This window comes from Marinomonas sp. FW-1 (genome assembly GCF_005222245.1).
GTDB lineage: Bacteria > Pseudomonadota > Gammaproteobacteria > Pseudomonadales > Marinomonadaceae > Marinomonas > Marinomonas alcarazii.
The window spans coordinates 2,000,112-2,025,880 of record NZ_CP025987.1 but is presented as its reverse complement, the minus strand read 5'-3'; the positions used below and the strand labels follow the sequence as shown (position 1 = coordinate 2,025,880).

General features: G+C 42.5%; 32 protein-coding genes, 3 tRNA genes and 1 pseudogene. 10 read left to right on the top strand and 26 right to left on the bottom strand.

The genetic code is table 11. The annotated features are described in order from the left end of the window. Window positions 1-25 precede the first annotated feature (25 nt). Together C1X04_RS09480 and C1X04_RS09475 are read right to left on the bottom strand one after the other, a co-directional pair. Window positions 26-2,485 carry an ABC transporter permease gene (locus C1X04_RS09480; RefSeq protein WP_137169769.1) on the bottom strand — a complete coding sequence of 820 codons (2,460 nt, stop codon included), beginning with the start codon at window positions 2,483-2,485 and terminating at the stop codon, window positions 26-28. After that, window positions 2,482-3,165 (bottom strand): ABC transporter ATP-binding protein, encoded by a 684-nt coding sequence (locus C1X04_RS09475; RefSeq protein WP_137169768.1) that lies wholly within the window; start codon window positions 3,163-3,165, stop codon window positions 2,482-2,484. Before C1X04_RS09475 ends, C1X04_RS09480 begins: the two co-directional genes overlap by 4 nt. A gap of 26 nt (window positions 3,166-3,191) precedes the next feature. Here C1X04_RS09475 and C1X04_RS09470 point away from each other — a divergent pair, with 26 nt between their 5' ends. Together C1X04_RS09470 and C1X04_RS09465 are read left to right on the top strand one after the other, a co-directional pair. Beyond that, window positions 3,192-3,818, top strand: a complete 627-nt coding sequence (locus C1X04_RS09470) for an arylesterase (RefSeq protein ID WP_110572562.1) — start codon at window positions 3,192-3,194, stop codon at window positions 3,816-3,818. Window positions 3,819-3,932: 114 nt separating this feature from the next. Further along, entirely contained in the window at window positions 3,933-4,664 is a 732-nt protein-coding gene (locus C1X04_RS09465; protein WP_137169767.1) for a pseudouridine synthase, read from the top strand. On the opposite strand, the gene C1X04_RS09460 is transcribed toward C1X04_RS09465, so the two are convergent. Further along, complete coding sequence (locus C1X04_RS09460; RefSeq protein WP_137169766.1) at window positions 4,621-5,178, bottom strand: GNAT family N-acetyltransferase; 558 nt, start codon at window positions 5,176-5,178, stop codon at window positions 4,621-4,623. The two genes, C1X04_RS09465 and C1X04_RS09460, sit on opposite strands and share 44 nt — an antisense overlap. Window positions 5,179-5,320: 142 nt before the next feature. Here C1X04_RS09460 and yciH point away from each other — a divergent pair, with 142 nt between their 5' ends. From yciH to C1X04_RS18465, 5 genes are all read left to right on the top strand, one after another. Continuing rightward, a complete protein-coding gene (gene yciH / locus C1X04_RS09455; protein ID WP_137169765.1) occupies window positions 5,321-5,665 on the top strand; it encodes a stress response translation initiation inhibitor YciH in 345 nt (114 codons plus the stop codon). A 236-nt stretch (window positions 5,666-5,901) separates the two neighbouring features. After that, window positions 5,902-6,855, top strand: coding sequence for a GGDEF domain-containing protein (locus C1X04_RS09450; protein ID WP_254682242.1), 954 nt, complete (start codon window positions 5,902-5,904; stop codon window positions 6,853-6,855). Window positions 6,856-6,877: 22 nt separating this feature from the next. After that, on the top strand, window positions 6,878-7,288 hold the full coding sequence (locus C1X04_RS09445) for a thioesterase family protein (RefSeq protein ID WP_110572552.1): 411 nt from the start codon (window positions 6,878-6,880) through the stop codon (window positions 7,286-7,288). Between the two features lie 57 nt (window positions 7,289-7,345). Beyond that, the gene (locus tag C1X04_RS09440) at window positions 7,346-9,244 is read left to right on the top strand and encodes an alkaline phosphatase D family protein (RefSeq protein ID WP_137169763.1); all 1,899 of its coding nucleotides are present in this window, start codon (window positions 7,346-7,348) and stop codon (window positions 9,242-9,244) included. 128 nt (window positions 9,245-9,372) lie between these two features. Then, a complete protein-coding gene (locus tag C1X04_RS18465) occupies window positions 9,373-9,534 on the top strand; it encodes a hypothetical protein (protein ID WP_175404921.1) in 162 nt (53 codons plus the stop codon). A 10-nt stretch (window positions 9,535-9,544) separates the two neighbouring features. Here C1X04_RS18465 and zapE read toward each other — a convergent pair whose 3' ends face one another. The 4 genes and pseudogenes from zapE to C1X04_RS09420 form a co-directional block, all read right to left on the bottom strand. Beyond that, entirely contained in the window at window positions 9,545-11,008 is a 1,464-nt protein-coding gene (gene zapE / locus C1X04_RS09430; RefSeq protein ID WP_217494961.1) for a cell division protein ZapE, read from the bottom strand. Between the two features lie 109 nt (window positions 11,009-11,117). After that, window positions 11,118-11,295: pseudogene (locus C1X04_RS18460) on the bottom strand (TraI domain-containing protein); the annotation flags it as partial. After that, window positions 11,280-11,627, bottom strand: coding sequence for a hypothetical protein (locus tag C1X04_RS09425; RefSeq protein ID WP_217494960.1), 348 nt, complete (start codon window positions 11,625-11,627; stop codon window positions 11,280-11,282). The pseudogene C1X04_RS18460 and the gene C1X04_RS09425, both read right to left, overlap by 16 nt. Before the next feature lie 264 nt (window positions 11,628-11,891). Further along, on the bottom strand, window positions 11,892-12,605 hold the full coding sequence (locus tag C1X04_RS09420) for a hypothetical protein (RefSeq protein ID WP_137169761.1): 714 nt from the start codon (window positions 12,603-12,605) through the stop codon (window positions 11,892-11,894). A 279-nt stretch (window positions 12,606-12,884) separates the two neighbouring features. On the opposite strand from C1X04_RS09420, the gene C1X04_RS09415 reads away from it, so the two are divergent. Both C1X04_RS09415 and C1X04_RS18455 read left to right on the top strand, forming a co-directional pair. Beyond that, window positions 12,885-13,430 carry a recombinase family protein gene (locus C1X04_RS09415; protein ID WP_137169760.1) on the top strand — a complete coding sequence of 182 codons (546 nt, stop codon included), beginning with the start codon at window positions 12,885-12,887 and terminating at the stop codon, window positions 13,428-13,430. Between the two features lie 251 nt (window positions 13,431-13,681). After that, window positions 13,682-13,843, top strand: a complete 162-nt coding sequence (locus tag C1X04_RS18455) for a hypothetical protein (protein ID WP_175404920.1) — start codon at window positions 13,682-13,684, stop codon at window positions 13,841-13,843. A 66-nt stretch (window positions 13,844-13,909) separates the two neighbouring features. Here C1X04_RS18455 and C1X04_RS09410 read toward each other — a convergent pair whose 3' ends face one another. The 10 genes from C1X04_RS09410 to C1X04_RS09375 form a co-directional block, all read right to left on the bottom strand. Next, a complete protein-coding gene (locus C1X04_RS09410; RefSeq protein ID WP_137169759.1) occupies window positions 13,910-14,098 on the bottom strand; it encodes a hypothetical protein in 189 nt (62 codons plus the stop codon). A 34-nt stretch (window positions 14,099-14,132) separates the two neighbouring features. Continuing rightward, entirely contained in the window at window positions 14,133-14,315 is a 183-nt protein-coding gene (locus C1X04_RS09405) for a hypothetical protein (protein ID WP_137169758.1), read from the bottom strand. Window positions 14,316-14,353: 38 nt separating this feature from the next. Continuing rightward, window positions 14,354-14,518, bottom strand: coding sequence for a hypothetical protein (locus tag C1X04_RS18450; RefSeq protein ID WP_175404919.1), 165 nt, complete (start codon window positions 14,516-14,518; stop codon window positions 14,354-14,356). Between the two features lie 79 nt (window positions 14,519-14,597). After that, a complete protein-coding gene (locus C1X04_RS09400) occupies window positions 14,598-14,798 on the bottom strand; it encodes a hypothetical protein (RefSeq protein ID WP_137169757.1) in 201 nt (66 codons plus the stop codon). Then, the gene (locus tag C1X04_RS09395; RefSeq protein WP_137169756.1) at window positions 14,770-15,381 is read right to left on the bottom strand and encodes a DUF6338 family protein; all 612 of its coding nucleotides are present in this window, start codon (window positions 15,379-15,381) and stop codon (window positions 14,770-14,772) included. Before C1X04_RS09395 ends, C1X04_RS09400 begins: the two co-directional genes overlap by 29 nt. 42 nt (window positions 15,382-15,423) lie before the next feature. Then, the gene (locus C1X04_RS09390; protein ID WP_137169755.1) at window positions 15,424-15,921 is read right to left on the bottom strand and encodes a hypothetical protein; all 498 of its coding nucleotides are present in this window, start codon (window positions 15,919-15,921) and stop codon (window positions 15,424-15,426) included. 310 nt (window positions 15,922-16,231) lie between these two features. Further along, window positions 16,232-17,161 (bottom strand): DUF6538 domain-containing protein, encoded by a 930-nt coding sequence (locus C1X04_RS09385; RefSeq protein WP_368073957.1) that lies wholly within the window; start codon window positions 17,159-17,161, stop codon window positions 16,232-16,234. 70 nt (window positions 17,162-17,231) lie between these two features. Continuing rightward, the gene (locus C1X04_RS18445; RefSeq protein WP_175404918.1) at window positions 17,232-17,372 is read right to left on the bottom strand and encodes a hypothetical protein; all 141 of its coding nucleotides are present in this window, start codon (window positions 17,370-17,372) and stop codon (window positions 17,232-17,234) included. After that, window positions 17,330-17,417, bottom strand: a tRNA-Ser gene (locus C1X04_RS09380). The genes C1X04_RS18445 and C1X04_RS09380 overlap by 43 nt, the downstream gene beginning before the upstream one ends. Before the next feature lie 91 nt (window positions 17,418-17,508). After that, window positions 17,509-18,075, bottom strand: a complete 567-nt coding sequence (locus C1X04_RS09375) for a nitroreductase (RefSeq protein WP_137169753.1) — start codon at window positions 18,073-18,075, stop codon at window positions 17,509-17,511. A 69-nt stretch (window positions 18,076-18,144) separates the two neighbouring features. Between C1X04_RS09375 and C1X04_RS09370 the strand changes: the two genes are divergently transcribed. Beyond that, the gene (locus tag C1X04_RS09370) at window positions 18,145-19,710 is read left to right on the top strand and encodes a hypothetical protein (protein ID WP_254682241.1); all 1,566 of its coding nucleotides are present in this window, start codon (window positions 18,145-18,147) and stop codon (window positions 19,708-19,710) included. A gap of 22 nt (window positions 19,711-19,732) precedes the next feature. On the opposite strand, the gene nadA is transcribed toward C1X04_RS09370, so the two are convergent. From nadA to tolQ, 9 genes are all read right to left on the bottom strand, one after another. Then, window positions 19,733-20,779, bottom strand: a complete 1,047-nt coding sequence (nadA, locus tag C1X04_RS09365) for a quinolinate synthase NadA (RefSeq protein ID WP_110572540.1) — start codon at window positions 20,777-20,779, stop codon at window positions 19,733-19,735. 42 nt (window positions 20,780-20,821) lie between these two features. Further along, window positions 20,822-20,897: transfer RNA gene (locus tag C1X04_RS09360), tRNA-Lys, on the bottom strand. Between the two features lie 26 nt (window positions 20,898-20,923). Next, window positions 20,924-20,999 (bottom strand) — tRNA-Lys (locus C1X04_RS09355). Between the two features lie 41 nt (window positions 21,000-21,040). Continuing rightward, window positions 21,041-21,832 (bottom strand): tol-pal system protein YbgF, encoded by a 792-nt coding sequence (gene ybgF / locus C1X04_RS09350; protein ID WP_110572538.1) that lies wholly within the window; start codon window positions 21,830-21,832, stop codon window positions 21,041-21,043. Beyond that, window positions 21,832-22,407 carry a peptidoglycan-associated lipoprotein Pal gene (gene pal / locus C1X04_RS09345; RefSeq protein ID WP_110572536.1) on the bottom strand — a complete coding sequence of 192 codons (576 nt, stop codon included), beginning with the start codon at window positions 22,405-22,407 and terminating at the stop codon, window positions 21,832-21,834. Before pal ends, ybgF begins: the two co-directional genes overlap by 1 nt. A 19-nt stretch (window positions 22,408-22,426) precedes the next feature. Then, entirely contained in the window at window positions 22,427-23,725 is a 1,299-nt protein-coding gene (gene tolB, locus C1X04_RS09340; RefSeq protein ID WP_137170754.1) for a Tol-Pal system beta propeller repeat protein TolB, read from the bottom strand. Beyond that, window positions 23,725-24,663 carry a cell envelope integrity protein TolA gene (gene tolA / locus C1X04_RS09335; protein ID WP_137169752.1) on the bottom strand — a complete coding sequence of 313 codons (939 nt, stop codon included), beginning with the start codon at window positions 24,661-24,663 and terminating at the stop codon, window positions 23,725-23,727. Before tolA ends, tolB begins: the two co-directional genes overlap by 1 nt. Further along, window positions 24,663-25,088, bottom strand: a complete 426-nt coding sequence (gene tolR, locus C1X04_RS09330) for a protein TolR (protein ID WP_137169751.1) — start codon at window positions 25,086-25,088, stop codon at window positions 24,663-24,665. Before tolR ends, tolA begins: the two co-directional genes overlap by 1 nt. Continuing rightward, window positions 25,088-25,768, bottom strand: a complete 681-nt coding sequence (gene tolQ, locus C1X04_RS09325) for a protein TolQ (RefSeq protein ID WP_110572528.1) — start codon at window positions 25,766-25,768, stop codon at window positions 25,088-25,090. Before tolQ ends, tolR begins: the two co-directional genes overlap by 1 nt. Between the last annotated feature and the right edge of the window lies 1 nt (window position 25,769).

The window sequence follows — 25,769 nt, the reverse complement described above, 5'->3', positions numbered from 1 at the left end:
TAATGTATTTCCAAGATGGCCTACATTATAACCCACGCAGCAGTAGCATGGGTGGCACTTTTAGAACGGTTCTGCTGGCAAACACACCAATGGTTGTTATCACTAAAACACCAATAGCTGGTCCTAATAGCCAAAGCAATGGGTGGAAGCTTGCTTCTGTATTGAACACAAATACCTGCAAACCAAACAAACAGGTTTCAGCCCCTATAGCGGCAATCAAACCTGCGAAAAATCCCAGTGCACCAAATTCAACCAAAAGAGCTTGTCTTACTAATGCGGCTCTGGCCCCTAGAACCCTCAGTAGCGCGCCTTCTTCGAGGCGTTCTTGCAATGTCGAGCGGACACTGGCCAACAGCACTAAGACCCCAGCACTCAAGATACAAAAGAGTACCAACTGAATGGCTTTGGATAACTGGCCTATGATGGCTTGAATTTGTCTCAAAATATCGCCCACATTTAAGATAGACACTGTTGGATACTGAGCCATAGCACGATAAAAAGATTGCGCTTCACGATCACTGATGAACATGCTGCTGACAAAGTTTGCTGGATAATCCTCTAGCGCACTCTTGGGGAGAATCAAATAAAAGTTAGGCTGCATTGATCCCCAATCAACGGTTCGAATCGAGGTGATGGGTAAGGTCACAAGGTTGCCGCCAATGTTAATCGTTAACTCATCCCCTAGGGATAAATTGGCTTCTTTCGCCGCCTCTTGCTCTACAGAGAGACCGGGTGCTGAAAAATCGCCTTCGACCAATTCGTTTCCTTCTCCAAGCGTATCTGACCAAGTTAGGTTAAGCTCGCGCTCGTAAAGCTCAGGCTCATTTCTTTCCTCAGGGTAAAGAGATTGCACAGATTCATTGTTAACCTCAGTTACACGGCCTCGGACCATTGGATACCAAGCCGATGCTTTCACGCCTAACTTAGAGGTTTGGGCGTTAATAGGATCAATCTGATTTGCTTGCACGTTGAACAAATAGTGGTTTGGTGCATCTTCCGGCAGTTGTTGCTGCCAATCGGCAATCAAGTTTGATCTGACACCGGTCAGAATCAAGGTAAGCATGATGATAAGAGTGAACACCAAGAGTTGAAATAGGTTAGGAACCAGTCTTCGATATAAAGAGGCAAGACCAATTTGCCAGCCGCTCGTGGCACCTGAGGTTAATGAACGCCCTAGTTTGAACGCTAGCCAACCAATGGCGCCGACAAGAAGTGCGATCCCCAAAATAGCCACAGTCATGATGCTCGGCAGTAGAAAACCATTGGTGTACAAACACATCAGACCGAACATGCCGACAAAGCCAATGGCATAGATAGCAAAAGAGTTAAATTCAATTTTTGCATTTGGCTGTAACACCGACAAAGGCGATATCTTGATAAGGTGTGACATAAGCGGTAGGCAAAAAGCCACCATTGAAATGAATCCAGTGGCGACTCCCAGCCACAAACGACCAATGGAAGGCTCTGGTAGTGCTGTCGACATTAAGCCAGACAACAGCGAAGCAATGATTTCTTGTATACCCCAGCCAATGCCTAAACCAATGGCAGCGCCGGCGACAAATAGCAGAAATAGCTGCAGAAAAAACAACCTTCCTAACTGCTTCGGCGTGGCTCCAAGTGTTTTTAAAATGGCCACTTGCATCAAATGACGTTTAACAAAACGAGACGAAGCCAATGCCATGGCAACCCCTGACATGACAACCGCTAATGTACCAGCAAGCAATAAAAAAGACTCTGCTCGGCCAATGGTGTCGCCGATACGTTCGCCACGTTGTGTGGGTGTTCGCCAGCGTTGGCTTTCATTTAGTTGTGGCGTAATCCAGTCTTCATACTCATCGAGAGACGCCCTATCTCCAGCCAATAACAAAGAGTATCGCACTCGACTACCCGGAATGATGACGTTAGTAGCTGCAAGGTCAGCCATGTTCATCACGGCTCTAGGTGAAATAGCGAAAGCCGATGCACTAGAACCAGGATCTCGTACTAGAAATTGGGTAACTGTTAGGGGTTGGTCACCCACTTCAACCTGATCACCAAGCTTAACGTTTAGCAAACTTGCTAAGCGTGATGATATCCATACTTCGCCTTGCTTTGGTGTTTCAACAGAACGACGCCCAGTACCGAATAATTTATCATCGATTAGATAGGCGCCTCTAAGCGGATAGCTATCGGTAACGGCGCTTAATTGTGAAAGCTGAAGCGAGTTATCCGCAAACATCATAGTGGTAAATGACGTTCTTTGTGCGGTCTGAAGAGAGAGTTCTTTCGCTTTTTGCTCCCATTCTGGCGATATAACATCGTCTGAGCGAATTAAGCGGTCAGCCGCTAGTAGATTAGCGGACTCTTTTTCAAAAGAGAGTTGTAAACGATCGACAAACAAACCTATCGAAGTCACTGTGCTTACTGATATTACCAAAGCCAACAACAGCGTCAGCAAGTCGCCACTGCGGATATCTCTGAACATTAGACGAAAGGCAAAACTCATAAGGCTTTTTCCGTTAGTTGACCTGCAGACATGACCAATTGACGATCGCACATTTTGGCTAACTCATTATCGTGCGTCACCATGACCAATGTTGTCCCTTGGGATTGATTAAGATCGAAAAGCAATTTGATAATAAGCTTGCCGTTTTCTTCATCAAGATTCCCTGTTGGCTCGTCAGCAAATAAGACCTTAGGGTTTGAAGCAAAAGCGCGTGCAATGGCAACTCGTTGCTGCTCGCCTCCAGATAATTGATTAGGATAATGCGTTAAACGGTGTGATAAGCCGACTTTCTCCAGCAGAACTTCTGCTTTTTTGCGCGCCTCTTTATCGCCTTTCAGCTCGGCCGGTAACATGACGTTTTCAATAGCCTGTAAGCTTGGTAATAAATGGAAAGACTGGAACACAAAGCCAACGTATTGACCACGAGCCAGCGCCCTTTCTTCTTCGGATTGATTAGAGAACTCTTGATCATATAGAAAGATATCGCCGGAGGTGTTGACGTCTAAACCGGCCAATAAACCGAGCAACGTTGACTTACCTGAGCCAGATGAACCAACTATGGCCACAGACTCACTTTCTTTGATTTCCATATTAATTCCTTTCAATATGGTTAAATCTCCTGTATTCGACGTCACGGTATGAGTTAAATTAGATACTTTAATCGCGGTGTTTCTATCCATAGTGATTCACTCTAAAAAGGTTTGATATGTTAAAAAAACAAATAAGACAGTGGTTTGCAATATTGACTCTCTTGTTCGTTAGTTCGTTCGCTTCGGCATCCACTTTACTGGTTATGGGGGATAGCCTTAGTGCGGCATATAACTTACGACAACAAGATGGCTGGGTTAGTTTACTAAAAAATCAACTTTCACAATCTCATCCTGAAATAGACATTATTAATGCCAGTGTTAGTGGTGAAACAACCCAAGGCGGTCTTTCACGCTTTAACGATCTGCTAACCACGCACAAACCAAGCTTGGTAATATTAGAGCTTGGCGCTAATGATGCTTTACGTGGTTACCCTTTAGATCAGACCACATTAAATCTAGAAAAAATGGTTGAGCAAGCTCAAGAAACTGGAGCGGTTGTGTTACTGATTGGTAACCAAATTCCGCAAAACTATGGCAAACGTTATACTGAAATGTTCTTTAATTTATACAAGAACATCGCCACCAAATACGACCTCGCCTATGTGCCCTTTATGCTTGAAGGGGTCGCTCTGAACAAGGATCTAATGCAAAACGATGGCCTACATCCCAATAAAGCGGGTCAACCTGTAGTGTTACAAAATATATTGCCATATTTAGAACCACTATTAGACAGTGTTAAATAGATATAAATAAGGAAAGCGTAATGAAAGCGGATTTTTTGGAACCAGTGATGAAGCAATGCAAACCTTAGCCGATATGGCGATGGATAAAATTACCTCTTTTATAGATAAAGATTAATGACTCTAGATATTTTGTTTCAAGACGAACACCTTGTCGTTGTTAATAAGCCCGCAGGCTTACTTGTTCATCGTACAAACTTAGCTAAAGACGAAGAAGATGCCGTTGTTCAAAGGCTTCGAGACCAGACGGGGCAATGGGTGTTTCCTATTCATCGCCTTGATCGAGGCACTTCGGGTGTATTGGTTATGGCGTTTAGCCCAGAAATAGCAAGACGCCTTTCTAGCCAGTTTGTAGAAGCGACCACGCAAAAAACTTACCATTGTTTAGTTCGAGGCTTTTGTGATTCGGAAGGTGTTATCGACTACCCTCTGGCAAAATTAAACGAACAGAAAGGTCGATCTCGATTTAAAATTGAAGGCACTGAAAAAGAAGCCGAAACACAGTTTACGCGTCTTCAACAATATCAAGTGCCAGTCCCCGTCAGTCGTTATGACAACATGCGTCTCAGCTGGGTTGAAGTATCGCCAAAACAAGGCCGTAAGCATCAAATTCGTCGGCACTTTAAGCATCATTTAAACCCACTTGTTGGGGATTCTTGTTATGGCTGTCGTCACATCAACAAAGTAGTGAAAGATCTATGGCCGGAGGACTTTCGCTTGATGCTCCATGCTTCGAGTCTGGAGTTTACACACCCTATTAGTCTTGAACGTTTGGTTATTAATGCACCTTTGAGCCCTGCTATCACTAATGTTCTAGATAAATTGTCGAACTACCGCTACCAGGCGTGATGTACAAAGGTATGATGTCTTCTGTGGTTGACCAGCGATATACATGGCTATCGTGTATATCGCCTGCTAAATTTATCGAATTTTGTTGAATCTCTTGCAGCTCAAAAGCGCATGCTGTCAGTACTCTTATGGAGGCTGCATTATGATCGGCCACTTGAGCGTACACTTCATTGATGCCATCGCTTGCCCATACTAGTAGTAGGTTTTTAAGCACATATTTGGCAATTCCCTGGTTGGTAAAGTTTTTGGCGATGCGATAAGACACCTCTAGGCAGCCCTGGTCTAGGAGCTGACCACTGAAGCGCCCAATAAGAACATCATTGGGTAAGCAGACTAGGTATTGAAATTTTTTAACGTCACTTCTGAGTAAACGTTTGAAGTAAATCTGAGTTTGCTGCCGCAATGCTTCCTGAGGAATGAATTTTGAAAACCAATCTCGGTTGCGAAATTCGAATAATAAAATGCTTCTAAGGTCATTTTCGGTAGCTTGTCGTATCTTAAGTATTTTTTTCATAGCCAGCACATATCATCAGACTCATACTGTTTATCTTAGTTTAGATATTGAATAAATGCTGAATATTACATTTTTCACTGATAGCGGAAAAAGGAAATGGTAAAATGTGTCTTATCAATGACCTCAGAGGGAATGAACGAACGTGAAAAAAAGAAATTTAGTGTATTCGACAGACCAAGGTCGTCTTTGTTCTGAGTGCGAGAACCCGGTCTCAGACTGTCAATGCAAGAATGAAATGACTGTGGGTGATGGTAACGTACGTATTGCCCTAGAAACGAAAGGTCGAAAAGGCAAAGGTGTTACAGTTATTACCGGTTTACCTTTAACAGAAGAAAAACTAAAGGCGCTTGGAAAAAAGCTTAAAGCACAATGCGGTACTGGTGGTGCAGTGAAAGATGGTCACATCGAAATACAAGGTGATAACCGTCAAAAAATCAAAGAGCTGCTTGAAAAAGAAGGATTTTCTTGTAAATTTAAGGGCGGCTAAGATAGCTATTCTTTGTTGTTAGATTTACTATGTTTCGTGTTTTCAAGGGTCTGGAAACACGAATATTATTTTTTAGTCGAAGCCAGAATGTTTATGAGTGATTTCAACGCTCTTTTATAATGCATTACCCCTAATGAAATGGGACGTCTTAGCGGTAGCAAATGGCAGTAGAGGTTCCGATGTTTCAACACACCACAAAGCAAGCCAATAAGCTAATGCGATCAGCCATTCCGCTTATGGTTAAGCTGGATATTCCTCCAACGCCTTTTAATTATGGTATTTGGTACGAATACGCTTCAAACAATAATCCTAAACTGAATCAATTAGTAGATCGCTCATTGCGCCGTTTTGGTAGTTTACCGGCATTTGTCTCGAAAGAGCTTTTTACTGAATTCCTATTACCTGAAGAATTCCAGCAGACAGATGCCCAAGGTGCACGTTTAAAAAACCTTACAAGCAGTTTAGAAACAAACACAACTGATATATCTAAAGATATTGGTCTCTTTCAGTCTCACTTGCAGAAGACGAAAGAGGCGATCGATGAGGTAACCACCCCATCACAAATTGAACAGCTTGCCTCCACTCTTGAACAAGGTGCCTTTCAAGTAAATCAAGCAATCGAGCGCTTTGGCCGATCTTTGGTTTCCGCTCAAGAGGAATTGGCGTCACTTCGTGCCGAGTTGTCTGATGTTAAAAGGAATACAGAACTCGATGCAATGACCTTATTGGCAAATGAAAAAGGCTTTGAACGAAAGCTCTTCTCATTAGTTCCTTATGCTGAAGATGATTTAACTCTGCTTCTGATTGATATTGATAACCTTGCAAAGGTTAACGAAGAATATGGGAAAAAAGCAGGAACATCGTTAATCAGGTATATATCCAAAGTGTTGCTTGGTATGTTACCAGAAAGCGGTTTTTTAGCGCGCATAGAAGGTGGAAGGTTCGCTATGCTGCTCAGCGAAACGGAGCTGAGTGTAGCAGCTCAACTTGCTGAATCCATACGCCATGAAGTTTCTATTCAAAAGATACGTTATAAAAATACTAAGGTTTTACTGAGACAGGTTACCGTTTCAATTGGTGTTGCAACGCTATTTGGTGATGAAAGCCCTAAAGAGCTGGTGGAGCGCTCTCAGCACTATCTGCTATACGCAAAGCGGTCAGGCAAAAACGCCATCGCACATCACGAATAATTTTAAGAAACAAGGTATTACAATGAAGGATCATATCGAGCATGGATACCGCACTCATTTCGAAGTGCGTGATTACGAATGTGATATGCAGGGTATTGTTAACAATTCGGTCTATCAAAACTACCTAGAACACGCTCGACATCAATATATTAAAACACGTGGCTTGGATTTCGCTGAAATAACCAAGCGAGGCATTCACCTCGTGCTTATAAAAGCGGAGTTAGAATATAAACGCTCGCTGCAAAGCGGTGATGCTTTTTATATCGAAACAAGCGTTGAGCGCATTTCCAAGCTCAAGCTCGCCTTTATCCAAACCGTTCACAGAACTGAAGATCATCAGCTAATGCTTTCAGCCAGAATGACGGTTACCTCGACAACAAAAGAAGGTCGTCCTGTGGTTTTCGAGCAAGCTGAGCTTTTACTTTCACAGTAGCGCATTATGTTTGGATGTCTATAAAAGCATCCAATAAGATCGCGTGTAAGGGGAAATATGCAGGTATTGGCTGGTCCGCTATTACGAAGAATGACCACAGAGCGATTAACCATTTGGTTGATGACAACTGAATCCGTAGTGGTTGACTTAACCTTGTTTCAAGATGACAAGATGCGTTTTACCTATAAAAGCACGCAAGTTGCGGATTCCCATACCCAACTTAAAGTGGGTGATAACCTTTATATTCAACTACTGGACATTCCCTTAGACACCGCCTTACCAGCTCAATGCCCTATTCATTACGATCTACGACTTAATGATACAGGTTGGAGTGAATGGGCCGAGGATCTTGTTTATCCGGGGCAAAAACTGCCCTTTTTCGTGTTGCAGCCTAAGATCAAAAACATCCTACATGGCTCTTGCCGCAAACCACATCATCCAAGTCAAGATGGCTTATTAAGAGTCGATTCACTCTTACAAAATACTGATCCAAAAGAATGGCCTAGTGTTTTGATGATGAGTGGTGATCAAATATACGCTGACGATGTCGCAGCTCCTCTGCTTTGTGTTATTCACCAGCTAATTCCACATTTGGGAATACGTGCAGAAGCTTTTGACTGCATTGACATTGATAACTCGGATGAACTTCATACGGACTCTCCTCATTATTATGCAAGGGAGTCACTTCTTCCAGAAAATGATACCAATAGAAGCTTAATAGAACAGTTTTTTGGTGGTGTCCGTAAACCGGTTTTTACCACCGACACTGCCCACAACCATTTGATATCATTAGCTGAAATGCTGTCTATGTATGCGCTTGTCTGGTCACCTACAGGCTGGGATATCGCATTTACAGACACAAGTTGGATGGAGCCTGCTGGTTTATCAGAGGAGCAAAAAGACAGTTTTGCAAAGCAAGTTGTCATACTGAAAGAATTTGCGAAAGGGTTGCCGAAAGTGCGTCGTGCTTTGGCTCACATACCCGTCGCCATGATATTTGATGATCATGATGTAACCGACGACTGGAACCTAACAGCAGCATGGGAAAAAACGGCTTACAACCACCCTTTCTCTACGCGTATTATTGGAAATGCGTTATTTGCTTACCTACTTTGCCAAGGTTGGGGCAATAGCCCAGAATCTTTTCCTAAGGAACTTCTTAATAACTGCCAATTGGCGCTCAATCATTTGGGTGAATCCGACCATGATGAGCTAGTGCAAGAGCTTCTTGGATTTTCTGAGTGGAATTACACTTGGCAAACAGAGCCTCCTCTTGTGGTACTGGACACACGAACGCAGCGCTGGCGTTCTGAGAAATCCATTGAAAACCCTTCAGGCCTAATGGATTGGGAAGCACTTACAGACTTACAGCATCAATTAAAAGGTCTTGAAGCCGTGGTATTGGTGTCTCCCGCCCCCATTTTTGGCGTAAAGCTTATTGAAAGTATTCAACGTGTGTTTACTTGGTTTGGCAAGCCCTTAATGGTCGATGCAGAAAACTGGATGGCTCATCCTGGTTCTGCGTATACTCTCATGAACATGTTTCGTCACAATAAAACGCCAAAGAACTTCGTCATACTCTCTGGTGATGTGCATTACTCATTTGTTTATGACATACAGCTACGCGGAGTTAAGCGTGGGCCTGATTTGTGGCAGATAACCAGCAGCGGCCTAAAAAATGAATTTCCGGGGAAATTGTTAGATGTATTCGATCGTCTGAATCGTTGGCTCTATTCGCCTAGATCTCCTCTAAACTGGTTCACCCGACGTCGCAGCATGAAAGTCATCCCCCATAAGCCAGAAACAGCATCCGATGGTGAGCGACTGTTAAATGCTTCGGGCGTTAGCTTAGTAAGCCTAAACGAAGACGGCTCCCCTAACTCAATTATGCAGATGTGTTCTGATGGCCGTGATATACGTTTTACGCTTTCAGAAAAAGAAGCAACTTGGGAATAGCTGTTACTAAGCTCAATGGCGCTGAAGCTTAGAGCAATACGCATTCCCTATTATTGGTCATCTCTCTGTCAATCAAATTAATAAAACACACATACTTGAAGTGCTTCAGCCGATCTGGCTTGAAAAGAATGAAACTGCTAGTCGTCTGCGTGGTCGCATTTTTAACGGTTGCTCGTTCTGGTGAAGTACGTGGTGCAACATGGGGTGAAATCGATTTTGTTAACATTATTCTTTCATTTGAGCGAAAAACATGCGGTGTCATTCATTTTAGTGTTTTTTTTGCAATGTAAAGACCTTTCGTCATTGTCGTCCCCATTCCTTTCCACCCATTTCTCTCAACCGAGACGCGGCTCGTCTAAAGGAAAAGGCGAGATCATTTGCGGCCGAAAATTGTGCTAGTGACACACCAACACGACCCGTCGCTGACCACTCGAAATATTTCCCATCTTTGGTGCGAATCATGGTCGTCGCAAAAGAGCTCGAGTTTCCCCCCTTGTCATTGACAAACAATTCTTCATCTCTATCACAGCTTTCGACTTGCGCTTCAAAATTGACAAACAATTCGTCGAGCGGGACTTGTGCCGCCAGCACCAAGCGGGTGTGAGATTCATAACACGCGTCAATGAGGGTCACGAATCGTCGCGCTTCGTTAAGGTGCTTGGCGTTCAATTGGGGAACCCGTTCTATGATGAGGACCGGAAATCGGCAGCAGAGGGAAATATAATCGGCCGCACCGAGCGGTTGGTAGCACAACTCGGAAAAATCAAACCAAGCGCAACGGTCATTCAATCGGGCGACCTGGACGGTGCGACCAAATAGGACGGGAATAATCTCGGCCTCAGTTCCGGATGCAATGCCACCAAATATTTCTTCCAACTTCGCCTGTATGTTGTTATTAGTATTATTATCTCCATGAACATCCTTGTTTGACCAAAAATAGGATTGACCACACGCTCGATGTTCGCGTCGATAATCCTTGCTTGAATCCTCCATGGAAATAATGTCGGACGTGCGTTTCAACATGTCGATGAATGGTAAAAAAAGGGATCGGTTAATGCCTCCCTCATACAAGGCATCGGGAGATCTATTCGATGTGGCCACCACCACGACATTCCAATCCAGTAATAGTGAAAATAGTCGTTTCAAAATCATGGCATCTGCAATGTCTGTCACTTGAAATTCATCTAAACAGAGGAGTTGGGCTTCTTGTGCCAATTGTTGCGCAATGATGGGAGTCGCATCACCTCGTGGGTGCTTCTGTTTATAGACAAAGATTCGATGATGGACGTCTAGCATGAATTCATGAAAGTGGACGCGGCGTTTGGTAATCTTTGCGTGTTTGTGGCTGTCATTATTACAACAAAAATCATCAGTAACCGACGCGTAAAAGAGATCCATTAGAAAGGTCTTGCCTACCCCAACCGTTCCATGAATGTACATGCCTCGCGGTGGTGGACAAAAAAACCACAAATGGAGTTTCTTTCGAAGAAAGGACTGGGCGGATGCCAGGGATCGCGCCAATAGCAGTAAAAGTGGATTTTTGCTTGTACAGCTGTTCTCTGTAGGATCGTCGGTGCGTACGGGTACTGGTGGGAGCGAGGCAAGAAACTCGTACAGGGAATCGAATTTTGCCGCCAGAGCAACTTGAGCGTCATCTCGTCGCACCTCCCCCGCGTTCACCTTTAGTTCATAAGCCGCTGAAACGGGGCCTTTAGAGAAGCACCGCCGAGCGACACGATGTTGTGCTATCAACTTCTTCATCATCTTCTTCATCATCGAACTAACGAGTTTATCAACATGCTAATATGGTACGCTAAATTATTGTAAGAGGATCAAATGGATTTGCATGAGAGACTCAAGTTTTTGCGTTCTAGTCTCGCTGGATACTGGTTTGGTCAGCTTCAATGACCAATTTAGACAGGACATGCTCGGGATCGGTATTGCCAATTGCCTCCAACCAGCATGGCTCGCAAAATCTCAGGGCCTGGCTGGGTTAACCAGGCGAGCAACTCAGGTGTCATCACTCAGTTTAAAATCAGAATTGAAAATTGCTTTTCCGCATTCTCACAATAAACTGGTTGAGTAATCCTACAATTGCATCACACTCATTGATAAAATCGCTTTTCTCTTTCGATACATTATGCTTTTCGTAAAGCTTTTCGATTTCAATTTCAATTTCACGAACTTTCTTCTCTAAAGAAAGAATATCTTCTTCAAGGATCCGAAGTTGCTCAGTTTTACGTCCAATCTGAGTTGCACAGCTTTCCATCTCTTCTTGGAGTTGGCCGAAAAGCTCCTGTGCCGCTATTAAGTGAAGACTCAATCTTTTTAAGTTCAACCTCCAAGAAGGAGTGGCACACAGCTTGACTTTAGGTAATCTCATTAGAGACGGCAATAAATACGTTTTGTGATATTTTCTGAGGTTTAGGAATAGTAGGAGAATAGCTGTAGCTAAGATAAATTAAAGGCGAAAAAAAAGACGTCGTAGACGTCTTTTTTAAGAATAATGGCTGTGAGCAAGAGATTCGAACTCTTGATGCCAGATAATATCGCTAGATCATTGATTATAAACAACTTTATTGTCGCCATTTTTCTTAATCGTACCAGTATTTCGTACCATATCACAAGGCATCTCAACATATCACGCTCACAACTTACTAGTTGTAAAATCGAAACAGTCATTGTAATTTGACTTTAAGCGCTCGCCAAATACTTCCTGCAAAGAAACCGATAGCTCACCCAATCTTTTAAGCTCTCTACTCATCCTTTTAATACCTTCCTCCTGCAATTCATCACCCTTATAAAAGTTCTGAATTTGTCTACCAAGGATGTTATGAACCAGTAGGAAATCTTCTGCATTCTTAATGATATCCAAATGGTCGGCCTTGAGCCTTCCTTTTAATGAAACTCCCCAAAACCTGAGCTCCTTCTTAATATTCTCTAGCCGATAAATATCTAATCGAAGTAATGAATGTGCGTCATAGCCTTTCATTAGCAAATCATCGGACTGAGTTTTATTGAGTACAAACATGCCAGCTTGAGGGACGCAACTGTCAAAATAGTAATATGATGCGTCTAGCTTTTCGGCAATATCACCAAGACAGCGCAAATAGTCTTTGGTTAAATCATAGGCGTCTTCTTTTACTTTTATCTCCTTCCATTTTGTGTATGTCACAGTGACAACAATGAAAGTCAATAATGTACTAACTGATGATAAGACGTCTGTCCAACTCACACCTTCCGTAGATAAAAAATTACTGGGAGTAAATTCATCCCCGAAAACCTCATTCACCAATAACAAGTAGCCAGAGCCAAGTCCAAATAGAAAAGTAGCGAAGTAAGTCAGGAATTTTAAAAGCATGTTGAGCCTTAGTGAAAGTTACAGATTAACCGTTTTATATTACCCTGTTACATTGCGCACTTACTAGTAGGAGACAAGTTCAAAAACCAGCTAAAACCTGTGGGAGCTTAATACAACTCAAACTGTCAAATTCCCCCCCCATACCCCTTTATTTACAACCAGTCTCTTAAAGTATACCCATACGACACAGTAATAAAGTGTCTCATAAGGGTTGGCTTAAAATTATACGAGACAATATTATCCAAATCTCTAGACCCTAACGAGACACAAGGAGAAGCCATGAGTAGCACTTTCGGGTACTGCCGAGTATCAACGCTAGACCAGAACACAACGCTTCAAGAGGAGGCTCTCAGGAAGGCTTATCCAAACGCCATCATACTCCATGAAAAGGCTTCAGGGACGACCACCAGTGGACGTGATGTCTTAGGCATCCTAATGGAAATGGTAGGACAAGGAGATAAGCTGGTCGTCTGGAAGCTCGACAGGCTTGCACGTAACGTAAACGACCTAACGACAATTGTTAAGACGCTTGAAGACAAAGGCGCTTCGCTTGAGATACTTGACCAGCATATCGACACGAGCACTACGAGCGGCAAGGCTTTCTTGCAGATGCTTGGCGTGTTCGCTGAGTTTGAAACAAATATACGCAAAGAGCGTCAAATGGCAGGCATTGAGCAAGCCAAGCTCAAGGGCAAGTATAAAGGTCGCGGCCTTAGCATTGACCCAAAGGAAGTAAAGCGATTGAAGGCAAGCGGTATGGGGGCGACAGAGATAGCGCAAGAGCTAGGCATTGGAAGAGCCAGCGTCTATCGTCTGCTAAAGTAGCTTCTAAGGCTTATTGGAACTGTACATTTGAAACCCACACTCTAGGAAGAAATAATGAAAAAGACAGAGCGTACACAAAGAGTGATGCATCGTAGACAAACTTGAACCTGTGTTGATGCAGAACAGACTTGTAATTGACCCTAAGGTAATAACAGAAGACCTTGAGCAGTGTGAGCAAGACTTAAAATACTCACTGTTCTACCAGTTATCACGACTAACGCTCACTTCGCCATGACGATAGGTTAGACGCCTTGGCTATGGCAGTGGCTTACTGGCTGTCTCAAATGGATTCAGTCGCTAAGAAACTTGAGGCTATACGACAAGAAGAAGAGTTAGAGAAATTCCTGACTCAGTACGTTGTAGGCTTCGAAGGTGAAGGCAACGAACTATGGATGGACGTTAACGGCGCTTGAAGAATAGACAGTAGTAAATGGGTAGACACAAAGGCCCATATAGGGCCCTTGAATACCTATGTGCAGCTAATCTTTTTTGGGAGGAGATGGCTTTTCACCATCAGGCTTTACATTTTTTACAGGTGGAGTTGCTTTGAGTTCAGAACGAATAGGCCTGTAACCACAACGAGGCCCGCCGTACCTAGTGAGCTTATCAATATCTACACCATCATATTCAATAGTTATTGAGGCATCTAACTTATCATCTTGAGACATAATACCTTCTTAACCTATCCATAAATTATAGGTACTAATCTTTTTTTGGAGGAGAAGGTTTCTCGGCTGGCGGTCTTGGAGTTTTCTTAGGGACATACCCTCTATCTTCCGAGCGAATGGGTTGGTAGCCACCAGTTACATGTCTACGCTCATCATCCACACCTTGCTCACGGCGTATCATATCCACAAGCTCATCAATTCGTTTATCTCTAGACATAAACCCTCTTTAGCTAATAAGCCCTTAAAATAGCATAATTAGTCTTTTTTTGGTGGACTAGGTTTGTCAGAAGAAGGTTTTGCAACATTCTTAGGGGAATAACCCTTTTCGACATCTACGGTACGTGTTGGTTGATAACCATAAGAGTCTCTAGCAGACTCCATTTCTTCTAAAGTATGAGTAGATTTTCTATCTTGGGACATAAGCACCTCTTTGTTGTTAATTATAAGTTATATCCATTTACCGTAGCTGTCCAGTACGCCCTATAACTCAACGGAGTGATTAATCCTTTTTAGGAGGCTTAGGCGCTATATTAGAAGCCTGAGAACTACTTTTTTTTTCTATTTCTTTAGGGCTACTATTTTCAGAATTAGACGTTCTTGGTTGATACCCATTTAATGCAAATCCACCGAGAGTGGTAACATCTTCAGCACTTTCATTTGGCTGATACCCTTTATGAATCTGTTTCTTCTCTTGTGTCATATTCTGTAAGCTCCACATGCGATATTTCACTAGATAAAATCAAAATCCCAGCACTGCTATTCTTCTGCCTTTCAAAACTACCATCCTCGTTCAAAAACCATGTTTTCTCTAAATAAAGCTGTTCAGGGGCTGGCGAACTAGATGCAAAAGAAGCCTCAGCAAACTCACCGCCAAGAACTTTGCCATTTTTTAGCGTCACGCGTACCCAATAGCACTTTCTTTGAGCAAAGACATAATCCCATGGTTTCTGAACAGGATGAATAGCCGCTTTTTGAAAGAAATCACTTATCCTCAACCTTCTCCATATAAGCACCCAAATTATGGGAGCTAAGAAAAAAACAAAAATATAGAAAAAACAATAGAGAGCTGGATGGTTTTCTTTAATACCGCTAGCTTCAACTGAAAGAATAGGGAGTAATAATATCGAATAATTTATTGAACTGTATGCTATTGCATCTATGAGTTGATCTTGGGACGAGCGCTCCGTTGCAGGAAACACAAGCTGATAAGCTTTTAGACTTATAAAACCAGGAATTACAAAAGCCAAAAACAGGATTAACTTGTCTCCTTCCCAAATGTCCATTTACATTATTCCTTTAATAAAGTGGTTTACAGCATAGCACTCTTATTTAACAAGGGAGCCGACGCAGTCTTTGTAAGCACTAATTGTTGTCTCAAAAGTCTTTGGAGATATAACAGGGAGTTCAGCATAATGCCCGTCTTCGACAAGAAGCAGCTTAGCACCCCAAAAATAATCAAAATCAAAAGGGCTTGTGTATAAACCACTCATCGATTTCAAAGGAACATACTGACCTTTGTAAGGCCCACTGCTAACAAGCAATTTAGCATTTTTATGTATTTTCCCATCGTAGACAGCTTGTACCGAGATAATACTTATTGATGGATTGCCAGAAAGTAAGAAGGGTACAGCACCTCCTTTAAAGCGCAATATACAAGCAACAGGCCCACTTCCTAGTTCTGCTTTAATCCCGTTATGCTCTTCCACAAAATCAGGTGCTATTGCTAAGTCCCCATCAAGCCTAATAGCCTCATTGTTTTCTGTATCCGATGCCCATGTAACTTGAGACACTAAAATCCAAAAGACTATAAAGAAAAGACGCATCCATTACCTCTTAATATGTCCAAATGTAAATTTTACTGAGATTTGTAAGTGTATACAACTGGTTATTTGATAACCCACACCCTAGGAGAAGTAATCAGACCTTTGCCTCTATTCGCAATACCTGATGTTTACTTAATCGTTAGCTAACGTCTTACTCAACGATTGACCTATAGCTTAGACCTTAATCTTTTATTATCATTGTTAATCAATATCTTAGAGCCTGTACACTGTATATACCAATCGTAGACACAATGATGCACCTAGTGAAGACTATAAGGTATGATCAAGCTCTCATTAACCAATGGATTTTTTAAATAGACCTACTATGCTCCCTCTTTATGTCTTCGGAGTCGCTTAATTCGGCCAGCTGCAAGAGCGTCATGCCTTTGAAGCGCGCTGTGCGTGCATAGTTATTGGGTAGCTTAGACAAGAGAACGCTAAATTCCCTAAGTTGCTCACGGGTAATCGTGGAAGGGTTAGTGTTTGCCCCTACATATTCCATAAGCTGACCACACATACCTTCAACGTCTGAGAGCGTCTTAGCGTCCCAGTCACCTCTTTGCGTTTTGTAAGCTATAAATGACTTAATGACTTCGCTCAGTGGCTTGTACGTTGATTGGGACATAGGGCTGCACATAGCGGGTTTGTTAGCAGACTCAATGCTTAATAGCTCATCAGACCGACTGACAAGGGCTGAAGGAGTAGTAGACCAATCACCATTGTACCTGTTAAGAGACAAGCGGCTAAGTTCCAATAAGCGCCAACACATCTTCTCAGTCAGAGCACGGTAGCATTCACCACCTTTTTCTATGAGTAAGTTATTACTAGACTGTAAGTCATCGACGTGACGCCCTACCCAGTTCAATTGAGCGAGGTAACCAGACTCAAGCGCACGACTTAGAAATTCACCTATGGAGTGTATCTCTTCAACTTCCTCCGATGCATCAGCCTCGGCTCTCACATCATACTTTTCATAAACAATAAAAGAGCCGAATGCTTTACCATTTTCAATCTCTGCAATTTGGTACTTGAGCCAACGCTGAGAAAGGATTTCGATGTCTTTGGGAGTTAGACTTACGCGATTTCTAGCTTGAGCGAATAAAGCTTGGGTCTCGGCATACAGAGGCGCAAAAAGGCGCTTGGCCTCTGAGAAGCTATTGGTGTTTAATGATTTCTTGATGCTGGTTTTGCCGATGATATGACGAATGTCATTTGGCACGTCAATGCGATGGTAATAAATACCGCTTTTAGGATGTTTCTAAGGTTTAGGCATAGTTGAAATATTTGGTTGGCTCGCAGTAGTCAGCTTGTCAACCGTGCCAGCCTTTCGTACCAGCACGGTTGAGGACATTTTGCAACAAGTCACTGTTAAACTTAAAGTTTTTACTAATCAATGACTTGGGAATAATGGCGGTGAGCAAGAGATTCGAACTCTTGATGCCTTTCGACATACACGCTTTCCAGGCGTGCTCCTTCGGCCACTCGGACAGCTCACCAAAACTTTTTTACGCGCTGCGTAATTTGTGCGCGTATATTAGTGATGGAGAGGTTTAATTGCAACAGTTTTTTGCAATTAAACCTTAGAAATTAATCTCTTACCCATGTTAAATGTGATTCAAGCTCAACGTCTCTAATTGTGGTTTGTTCTTTAGCAGGTGTTCCCGCATAGATGAGGCCAATAATTTGTTCGTTGGATTCAAGCGATAATAGATCTTTGGTTTTCTGTGTAAAGCAAGCAGGACCGCTTCGCCACATTGCGCCATAACCCAGAGCATTAAGGCCCAGTAAAACTTGTTGTGCGGCCGCTGAGGCAGCCATAATCTGTTCTACCGCTGGTACTTTGGGGTGGTCTTGGATGTGTGCATAAATAAGCAATACTGCTGGCGCTCGATACGCTTTTTTAATGAATGACTCTTCTTTATTCAAAGGCATGGACTCCACTTCTGAAAGCGCGTGGTGCCAATAAATTTGCCCTAGTTTTTCCCGCCCTTCTCCTTCGTATATTCTGAAGCGCCATGGTGTTAAGTTACCATGGTCTGCGGCACGACTTGCTGCACTTAAGATTGTAACCCATTCATTTTCACTGGGCGCAGGTGAATCAAGTTTTGGTTGTGACACGCGGTTGCGCATGAATGTTATAAACTCTTTACTCATAAAATTTTGTATTCCATATACATAAAGAATGGTGAAAGCAAACTCGTTATCTGCTATTAATTAATGATAATGAATATCACATCTATTACCGAAAGGTCGAGGCTTTTTATGGCTAAGTGGTTGATTTGGACACTACTGGAGATCAGCACCCTGCTCTTGTTAGGCAGTATTTTCTTGCTATGGCTGACACACAGACTATCAAAAAAAGCCGAAGCCGTAGAGCCGAGGCCCATTGAAAGCAGTCAGGTTGAAATGCCTAGTCTATTGGGTGGTGCTGAAAACCCAGATGTATACAAGTCGTTAGCGCGATATTTAGATAAGCAAATCAGCTTTGCGGCTAATGCTATAGACATGGAGAGCATGAGCGAACATGAAACGAACCGCTTAAAAATTTGGGGTACTATTTTAAAGGCTGAGCGAGCCATCTTACTAAATCAAGTGAGCGAGCAGCCAACGCCAATATTACAGCGCTTTTTATCCAGTTTATTCTCCGCATTATTTAGCCCTAAATTGAAACAGCACAATATTGATGAACTAAAAAATAGTTTAAAGGAAATGGAGGGAGAATTTACACAGATTGCCGAGCTTTTAATGTCTAAAGAGCTATTGACTGAAAACCAATACCAACTAAACGAAGACTTGCGCGACAGTATCGATCGATCAAAGCAGGCGCTTAAGCGTTTAACCGTTAAAAAAATTGAGAAAGCTCGTTTAGAGTCCAAAGTCAAAGACCTTAATTTGAGCATTGAGCGATTAAAAAAAGTGCACGGTGATGATAAAAATAAAGATTCAGATTCTGTGTTACATAGGCAAGCCCCTGCAGCTAGGAATCTCGAGCGTGAGCGACGCTCTAAGCTTATGAAGCAGATAGCGAGTTTAAGTCATCTTTCGCAAAGGCAAGAAACCGTGATTGATCAGCTTAAAAACGAAATGGCTAGAGCGCAGGAGCATCATACTTCTCATACTACTTTTGAAGCCCAACAAACCGCTGTGGCTAAACTTGAACGTATTGCTAAAGAATCAGAGTCATTGGTTTTGCAATTAGAGGCCGAACTGGAAACGTCCAATTTATCCATTGCTTCTTTGAAAGAATACATTAGTGATAGAGATGCCAAGCTTGCTGAGCTAGAAAAACAATTAAACGAAAAGAACACCACTGCTATTGGTAGCCTTCAAGCTCTGCATAGTAATAAGAAAGAAACGATCATTTCATTACGCGATGGAGTCACTTCGGCCAAGGAAACCCTTCCAATAAGAAGTCTTGCAGAACAAGATAAAGATACTCATGAGTTAGAACGCCTTTTGCATGAATCTGAAACCTGCGTAACCTTACTTGCACAAGAACTGGAAACGATAGAAAGTGAAAATAAAAAATTAAAAGATGAGCTGAATTCCATTGTTCCAAGTAAAAAATCCACAGGAAATTTAGCGTCAGAACTTGTCTTGCAAAGAGAAAGGAATAGAAAGCTGGTTAGCATAACCACAGAGCTAAAAGAAAAAGTCTTAGGGATGAGATTAGGAAAAAGCCATCAAGAATTAAGAGGGATATTCAACAAAAAAAGCCTTGAAAGTGACAGGCTTCAGTTGGCGTTTTCTGACCTAGAAAAAAAATATTTAGGGACTCTAAAGCATTAGAGCCCCAAGCGCATCGAATAATCTATTTAGCTTGAAAATTCAGCATTTTTTGCAATGGAAGAAGTGCTTTTACCCTGGTTTCTTCTTGGATATGGATTTCTCCAGAGTTGTTTTTCAGAGCGTCTCTGAGCATTTCTAGGCTGTTTAATGCCATCCAAGGACAGTGAGCACAACTTCTACAAGATGCGCCTGAACCGGCTGTTGGGGCCTCAATAAAACGCTTGTCGGGAGAGGCTTGTTTCATTTTATAGAAAATGCCTCTGTCCGTTGCCACTATAAAAGTGTCATTCGTCATGGTCTTAGAAGCATTTAATAGTTGCGACGTTGAACCGACAACATCGGCGACTTCTACTACCGCTTCTGGAGATTCTGGGTGAACAAGTACCGCTGCATCTGGGTACACTGCTTTTAGGTCGGTAATGCCTTTCGCTTTAAACTCTTCATGGACGATGCAGGCTCCATCCCACAGAATCATATCAGCACCGGTTTCTCTTTGGATATAACCACCCAAATGCTGATCCGGAGCCCAAATGATTTTTTCGCCTTGTTCAACAAGGTGCTCAACAACATCTAATGCGATACTGGACGTTACGACCCAGTCTGCACGAGCTTTAACCGCAGCGGAGGTATTGGCATAAACAACGACTTTGCGGTCAGGATATTGATCACAAAAAGCAGAAAATTCATCTATAGGGCAGCCAATATCAAGAGAGCATGTTGCTTCTAGTGTTGGCATTAAAATCGTTTTTTCAGGGCTTAGTATCTTAGCTGTTTCGCCCATGAACTTAACGCCAGCAACAACTAATGTCTCTGCAGGGTGGTTTGCCCCAAAGCGCGCCATTTCCAAGGAATCGGCAATAATCCCGCCCGTTTCTTCAGCAAGTTCTTGAATGGCATCTTCAGTATAATAATGAGCAACTAGAACAGCATTCTTTTCTTTTAGTAATGACTTTATTTCAGCACGAATCTGTTCGTCATCAACTGACTTGATTTTAAGGTTCTCTTCGGCTTCAGATAAATATTTTTGGACGGTATCACGAAGTGCTGACTTATTAAAAAGCTCGGACATATCATTACCCCTTAAGAAACTGGGAGCGGAATGAGTGTTTTTTGGTGGGTCGTACTGGATTCGAACCAGTGACCAATTGATTAAAAGTCAACTGCTCTACCAACTGAGCTAACGACCCAAAAATCACAAAAGGAATAAAAAAGTTGGTGGGTCGTACTGGATTCGAACCAGTGACCAATTGATTAAAAGTCAACTGCTCTACCAACTGAGCTAACGACCCAACGGGTTGCGTATAATACAGAGCCCGCTGAGGAATGCAAGTTATTTAATTTTACTTAGATAACCTGATGCTAACTTAGCTGCTTTACTGTCAGGAAAACGCCGAATTACATCTTGCAAGTAGGATTTAGCTTTTGCGCTATCGCCCATTTGATCACTCACCGTCCCTAACTTGTACAAGGAATCTTGCTCTTTACTGTGGCCAGGGAATTTCTGGATAACAGTCGTGAATGCATCAAGTGCTTCATTAGAGCGACCTTGCACTAGTTTAACTTCGCCTAACCAGTAGTAGCCATTTCCAGTAAGCGTATTATTTGGAAATTGCTTCACAAACTGCGTAAACGCAGCTTCCGCTTCATCAAACTTTCTCTCACGAATTAGGTTGTATGCGTCATCGTAAGCTTGTTGAGCGGCCTGTGTTGGCGGTTGTAGTGCAACAGGGGCTAAAGGTGAGGTGATTAAATTATTACTAGAGGTTCGGTTTGTCGTCGTACTTTGAGTCGCTGTAGGTAGCGGCTCTTGATTTTGTGCTGGAGGGATATTTCTTTTCGTTTCATTAGCTGAAGCCGACATCAATAAAGATATACGTTTGTCCAGATCAATATAGCGATCTCTCTGGCTTTGCTTCATCAACTTTAATTCATGCCCCTGCTCTTCTAGTTGGCCACGAAGACTTTGAACTTCTTGCTGCAGCGTTTCTAACTGGAACAGTAGGTCGGCGGCGGCTCCTGCTGAAAGCCCTCCACCTGCCTGCTGCATTTCAGCTGATGCGAATGGTGCTGTGAAACACAGCACCATTGCAAAAGAGCGAATTCTGATATTTTTATAGATCATTATTCGTAACGCACTTCAACTCGACGGTTTAGCTGCCAAGCGTTGCTATCATGACCAAAAGCAACAGGAACTTCTTCACCGAAGCTTACGGTTTCGATTTGAGAAGCAGCTACGCCTTGGATAGTCAAATAACGGCTGATTGCTTTAGCACGACGCTCACCTAGAGCCATGTTGTATTCACGAGTACCGCGCTCATCAGCGTGACCTTCCAAAACAACGCGCGCATCTGGGTTTGCAACCAAGTATTCAGCGTGTTTTGCCAACGCTTCACGAGATTCTGGGCGAACAATTGATTTATCAAAGTCAAAGTAGAATACAGTTTCAACGCCAGCTAGAGAATCCATGCTAGATTCTTGTGCTGCTTCTGTATCATCAACGATAACACTTGTTAATGCGCCGTCTTCACCAGCACCGTATGCTTGGTCAGAACTTCCAGTGTCAGCTGCTTGTTCTGTTGAATTGGCATCTTCAGCAACAGTTGAAGAATCAGTATCTGTCGCTGTTGTACTACAACCCGCAATCCAAGCGGCAGACAATCCAATTACAGCAAACTTACCTAGTTTGTTTACACTCATTATTCACTCCTCAATGTCTTTATTTGAAATACGGGGACCAAGATGGCTCACGTACATCTCCATCAGCTGATGGTAACTTATATTTTACAAGTCCATCAACGGATACTACGGCTAAGATACCCTTTCCTTGATAGGTTGTGGCATACATCACCATGCTACCATTTGGCGCAATGCTTGGCGATTCATCTAAGTAAGTCTCTGTTAGAATCTGTACGCGACCCGTTTTCATATCCTGTAACGCTATATGATAATTGCCGTCGTCCTTTTGAACTGTCACAAGATATCTGCCATCTGGCGTCATTCTCGCTCTGGTGTTTAATTCACCTTCAAAAGTTACTCGTTCTACACGCTTACTATTTACATCTAATCGATAGATCTGTGGGTTACCACCACGATCAGATGTGAATACTATTCCTTTTCCATCCGGTTCCCAGCTTGGTTCGGTGTCGATAGCGTAATGATTTGTCATACGCTCCAATTTCTGGGTTGCAATATCCAGTGTATATATTTCTGGATTATTGTCCTTCGATAATACTAGGGCTAATTTCTTTCCATCTGGTGACCATGATGGAGCGCCGTTTAATCCTCTAAATTGAGCTATTTGTTGGCGTTTACCAGTAGCTAATTCCTGAATAAAAATATTAGGTCGACGATTTCTAAACATTACATAAGCAATATTACGACCATCCATACTCCAAGAAGGGGAAAGAATAGGCTCTTTTGATTCAACAACTACACGTGGGCGATGGCCATCGGCATCAGCAACCTGCAATTTGAATAAAGGCGCTTTTTTATCACCCTCTGCAGTAACATATAATATTCTAGTACTAAATGCTCCCCTTGTGCCCGTCAATAATTCGTAAACTTTGTCACTTATATAATGAGCCGCATCGCGAAAGTTCGCAGCACTAACATCTATTGAGCTGTGTTTCTGAACAGGCTTTTGAGTTAAAACATTTAATAATTCAAAGCCTATTCTATATTGGTTATTTTGCAACTTCTGAATATTACCAATAACAACATAGTCGCTTTTTAGCAATCGCCAGTCTCGATAAAATACATCCGCTTCTTTTGAAGGCATGCTAAGCATATTTGATCTTGGTATTGCTTTGAATAAACCACTACGACTCAAGTCATCTTCTACAATTTGCGCAATATCCTCAGGCAAACGGTTTACACCAGTATAGCCAAAAGGCACGACTGCGATAGGTAATAATTGATCTGCACCGCTCGTTACTTCAATAACCAATTGAGCTCTTGCTGTTTGGCTAAAAAATAGACATATAACAAAGTATATAAAAAATCTGCGTAAAATCATCAATTTCTCAAATCCTGTGGGTTGAAAATTACAGTTATATTGCGAAAGTTTTTATTAAATAAATATGGATCTATTTCGGATAACTCTTCCACTTTAATTTTTCTTGCAGCATTAACTGTATTACGATCAAACAATGCATCACCACTACTACTGATTATCGACACATCCAATACTTCACCCGTAGGTAAAAACGACATTTTTAAGGTAGTCTTCATACCATTTCTAGCACTAGGCGGTCTATTCCATGCTTTTGACAGTCTATCATTAATTAATCCGCTAATAGATTGCACCATCTGAGCTTCAGCAGCTTGCCTTTTAGCCTCTTCAGCAGCAGCTAAAGCTGCCGCTTCTTCTGCCTTTTTCCGTTCTTCAGCCATTCTAGCCGCCTCTTCTTGGCGTTTTCTCTCTTCTTCGGCCTGTCTTTCTGCCTCTACTTTCCTGGCAAGTTCTTCCTTGCGTTGTTTCTCTTTTGCTTGCTGTTCGGCTAAACGTTTCTTCTCTGCTTCTTCTGCCGCGCGTTTACGCTCAGCTTCTTTTGCAAGACGTTGGCGTTCTGCTTCTCGTTTCTGCTCCGCCGCTTTCTTTTCGGCTTCTGCTTTTTCTTGAGCCTGTTGTTTGGCTCTCGCTAGCTGTTTCTCTTTTTCCTCAAGAGCTTTGCGCTGCGCTTCTTTTCTTTTTTGCTGCTCAGCTTCTTTTTTCTTTTGTTCAGCCAAAGCGGCAGCTCGCTGTTTTGCCGCTTTTTCTTCCGCTTCACGTTTTCCAATAATCGTTTGGGAAATATCAATAACAGTGGCATTCACTATCGGCGGTCTTTTGGGTTTCTTTTGTTCTTCATCACCAAAATCAATCACCAATAGACCGGCAACCACAATGCTAAGGTGTAAACCTACAGCCAATATGATTGGAATACCATAACTGTCCTTGCGCAACCATTTCATTAGTTTCTATCCGGCTCTGTTACTAAACCAACATTTGGAGCGCCGGCTCCCTGCAAGGTTACCATTAACCCAACCACATCACCGTAAGGAACGTTTTTATCGCCTCTCACTAATACAGATATTTTAGGGTTCTGGTTTAATATTTTTCTTACGCGATCCTGCAGTTGCGATAAACCAATTGATTCCTCTTTACCACCAACATCTAGGTAGTAATTTCCTTTTGAGTCAATTGAGGCAATCAGCACATCGCTTTCATCGTTTTGTATTGGCGACGCATTGGCATTAGGCAGTTCAACGTCAACTCCTTGTGTAAGCATGGGAGCTGTAATCATAAAAATGACCAGTAGAACCAGCATAACGTCAATGTAAGGAACGACATTGATTTCTGCCATTGGACGACGTTTGTTTCTTCTTGAACGAGCCACTATACAGCGCCTCCCTCTCTGACATGAACCTTCCTATGTAAAATACTTGTAAATTCATCGGCAAAGTTCTCATAGCTAGAGCTTAGTGATTCAGCCGTAGAAGAAAAGCGGTTATAAGCAATAACGGCAGGGATAGCGGCCGCTAGACCGATTGCAGTTGCTATAAGCGCTTCGGCGATACCTGGAGCCACTGTTGCAAGTGTCGCTTGCTGGACTTCAGCAAGACCTATGAAGGAATGCATAATCCCCCAAACAGTACCAAACAAACCAATGTATGGGCTTGTAGACCCAACGGTGGCAAGGAATGGTAAATGCTGATCAAGCTTCTCTTCCTCACGGTAAAGCGCTACTCTCATCGTACGTTGAACGCCATCCATAATTGCTTCAGGGTCAACATTTTGATTTTGTCTCAGTCTGGTGAATTCTTTTATGCCAGAAGTGAAAATGTTTTCCATGCCTTCTACTTTGCGCCCTTCTTGAGTTAGCTTTCTATAAAGCTGGCTCAAATCAATGCCGGACCAAAAGCTCTCTTCGAACGCAGCACGGGTCTTCTTTGCCGCTTTTAATACTCGAATTCTTTGAAATATTACGACCCATGAAAATACGGAAGCGGCCAATAGAATCAACATAACAAGTTGAACCACAAAGCTAGCGCTGGCGATAAGTCCCCAAATTGACATT

Bases quoted from the DNA above. Each gene is read 5' to 3' on its own strand.
- C1X04_RS09375 (WP_137169753.1), bottom strand. From the start codon at position 18,075: ATGAGTAAAGAGTTTATAACATTCATGCGCAACCGCGTGTCACAACCA.
- C1X04_RS09410 (WP_137169759.1), bottom strand. From the start codon at position 14,098: ATGTCTCAAGATGATAAGTTAGATGCCTCAATAACTATTGAATATGAT.
- C1X04_RS09440 (WP_137169763.1), top strand. From the start codon at position 7,346: ATGCAGGTATTGGCTGGTCCGCTATTACGAAGAATGACCACAGAGCGA.
- C1X04_RS09445 (WP_110572552.1), top strand. From the start codon at position 6,878: ATGAAGGATCATATCGAGCATGGATACCGCACTCATTTCGAAGTGCGT.
- C1X04_RS09460 (WP_137169766.1), bottom strand. From the start codon at position 5,178: ATGAAAAAAATACTTAAGATACGACAAGCTACCGAAAATGACCTTAGA.
- zapE (WP_217494961.1), bottom strand. From the start codon at position 11,008: ATGATGAAGAAGTTGATAGCACAACATCGTGTCGCTCGGCGGTGCTTC.
- C1X04_RS09390 (WP_137169755.1), bottom strand. From the start codon at position 15,921: ATGCGTCTTTTCTTTATAGTCTTTTGGATTTTAGTGTCTCAAGTTACA.
- C1X04_RS18445 (WP_175404918.1), bottom strand. From the start codon at position 17,372: ATGTCGAAAGGCATCAAGAGTTCGAATCTCTTGCTCACCGCCATTATT.
- tolB (WP_137170754.1), bottom strand. From the start codon at position 23,725: ATGATTTTACGCAGATTTTTTATATACTTTGTTATATGTCTATTTTTT.
- tolQ (WP_110572528.1), bottom strand. From the start codon at position 25,768: ATGTCAATTTGGGGACTTATCGCCAGCGCTAGCTTTGTGGTTCAACTT.
- C1X04_RS18450 (WP_175404919.1), bottom strand. From the start codon at position 14,518: ATGTCCCAAGATAGAAAATCTACTCATACTTTAGAAGAAATGGAGTCT.
- ybgF (WP_110572538.1), bottom strand. From the start codon at position 21,832: ATGATCTATAAAAATATCAGAATTCGCTCTTTTGCAATGGTGCTGTGT.
- C1X04_RS09450 (WP_254682242.1), top strand. From the start codon at position 5,902: ATGGTTAAGCTGGATATTCCTCCAACGCCTTTTAATTATGGTATTTGG.
- pal (WP_110572536.1), bottom strand. From the start codon at position 22,407: ATGAGTGTAAACAAACTAGGTAAGTTTGCTGTAATTGGATTGTCTGCC.
- nadA (WP_110572540.1), bottom strand. From the start codon at position 20,779: ATGTCCGAGCTTTTTAATAAGTCAGCACTTCGTGATACCGTCCAAAAA.
- C1X04_RS09420 (WP_137169761.1), bottom strand. From the start codon at position 12,605: ATGCTTTTAAAATTCCTGACTTACTTCGCTACTTTTCTATTTGGACTT.
- C1X04_RS09400 (WP_137169757.1), bottom strand. From the start codon at position 14,798: ATGACACAAGAGAAGAAACAGATTCATAAAGGGTATCAGCCAAATGAA.
- C1X04_RS09415 (WP_137169760.1), top strand. From the start codon at position 12,885: ATGAGTAGCACTTTCGGGTACTGCCGAGTATCAACGCTAGACCAGAAC.
- C1X04_RS09475 (WP_137169768.1), bottom strand. From the start codon at position 3,165: ATGGATAGAAACACCGCGATTAAAGTATCTAATTTAACTCATACCGTG.
- C1X04_RS09470 (WP_110572562.1), top strand. From the start codon at position 3,192: ATGTTAAAAAAACAAATAAGACAGTGGTTTGCAATATTGACTCTCTTG.
- C1X04_RS09405 (WP_137169758.1), bottom strand. From the start codon at position 14,315: ATGTCTAGAGATAAACGAATTGATGAGCTTGTGGATATGATACGCCGT.
- C1X04_RS09370 (WP_254682241.1), top strand. From the start codon at position 18,145: ATGAATATCACATCTATTACCGAAAGGTCGAGGCTTTTTATGGCTAAG.
- C1X04_RS09395 (WP_137169756.1), bottom strand. From the start codon at position 15,381: ATGGACATTTGGGAAGGAGACAAGTTAATCCTGTTTTTGGCTTTTGTA.
- tolA (WP_137169752.1), bottom strand. From the start codon at position 24,663: ATGAAATGGTTGCGCAAGGACAGTTATGGTATTCCAATCATATTGGCT.
- C1X04_RS09480 (WP_137169769.1), bottom strand. From the start codon at position 2,485: ATGAGTTTTGCCTTTCGTCTAATGTTCAGAGATATCCGCAGTGGCGAC.
- C1X04_RS18465 (WP_175404921.1), top strand. From the start codon at position 9,373: ATGAAACTGCTAGTCGTCTGCGTGGTCGCATTTTTAACGGTTGCTCGT.
- C1X04_RS09425 (WP_217494960.1), bottom strand. From the start codon at position 11,627: ATGAGATTACCTAAAGTCAAGCTGTGTGCCACTCCTTCTTGGAGGTTG.
- C1X04_RS09465 (WP_137169767.1), top strand. From the start codon at position 3,933: ATGACTCTAGATATTTTGTTTCAAGACGAACACCTTGTCGTTGTTAAT.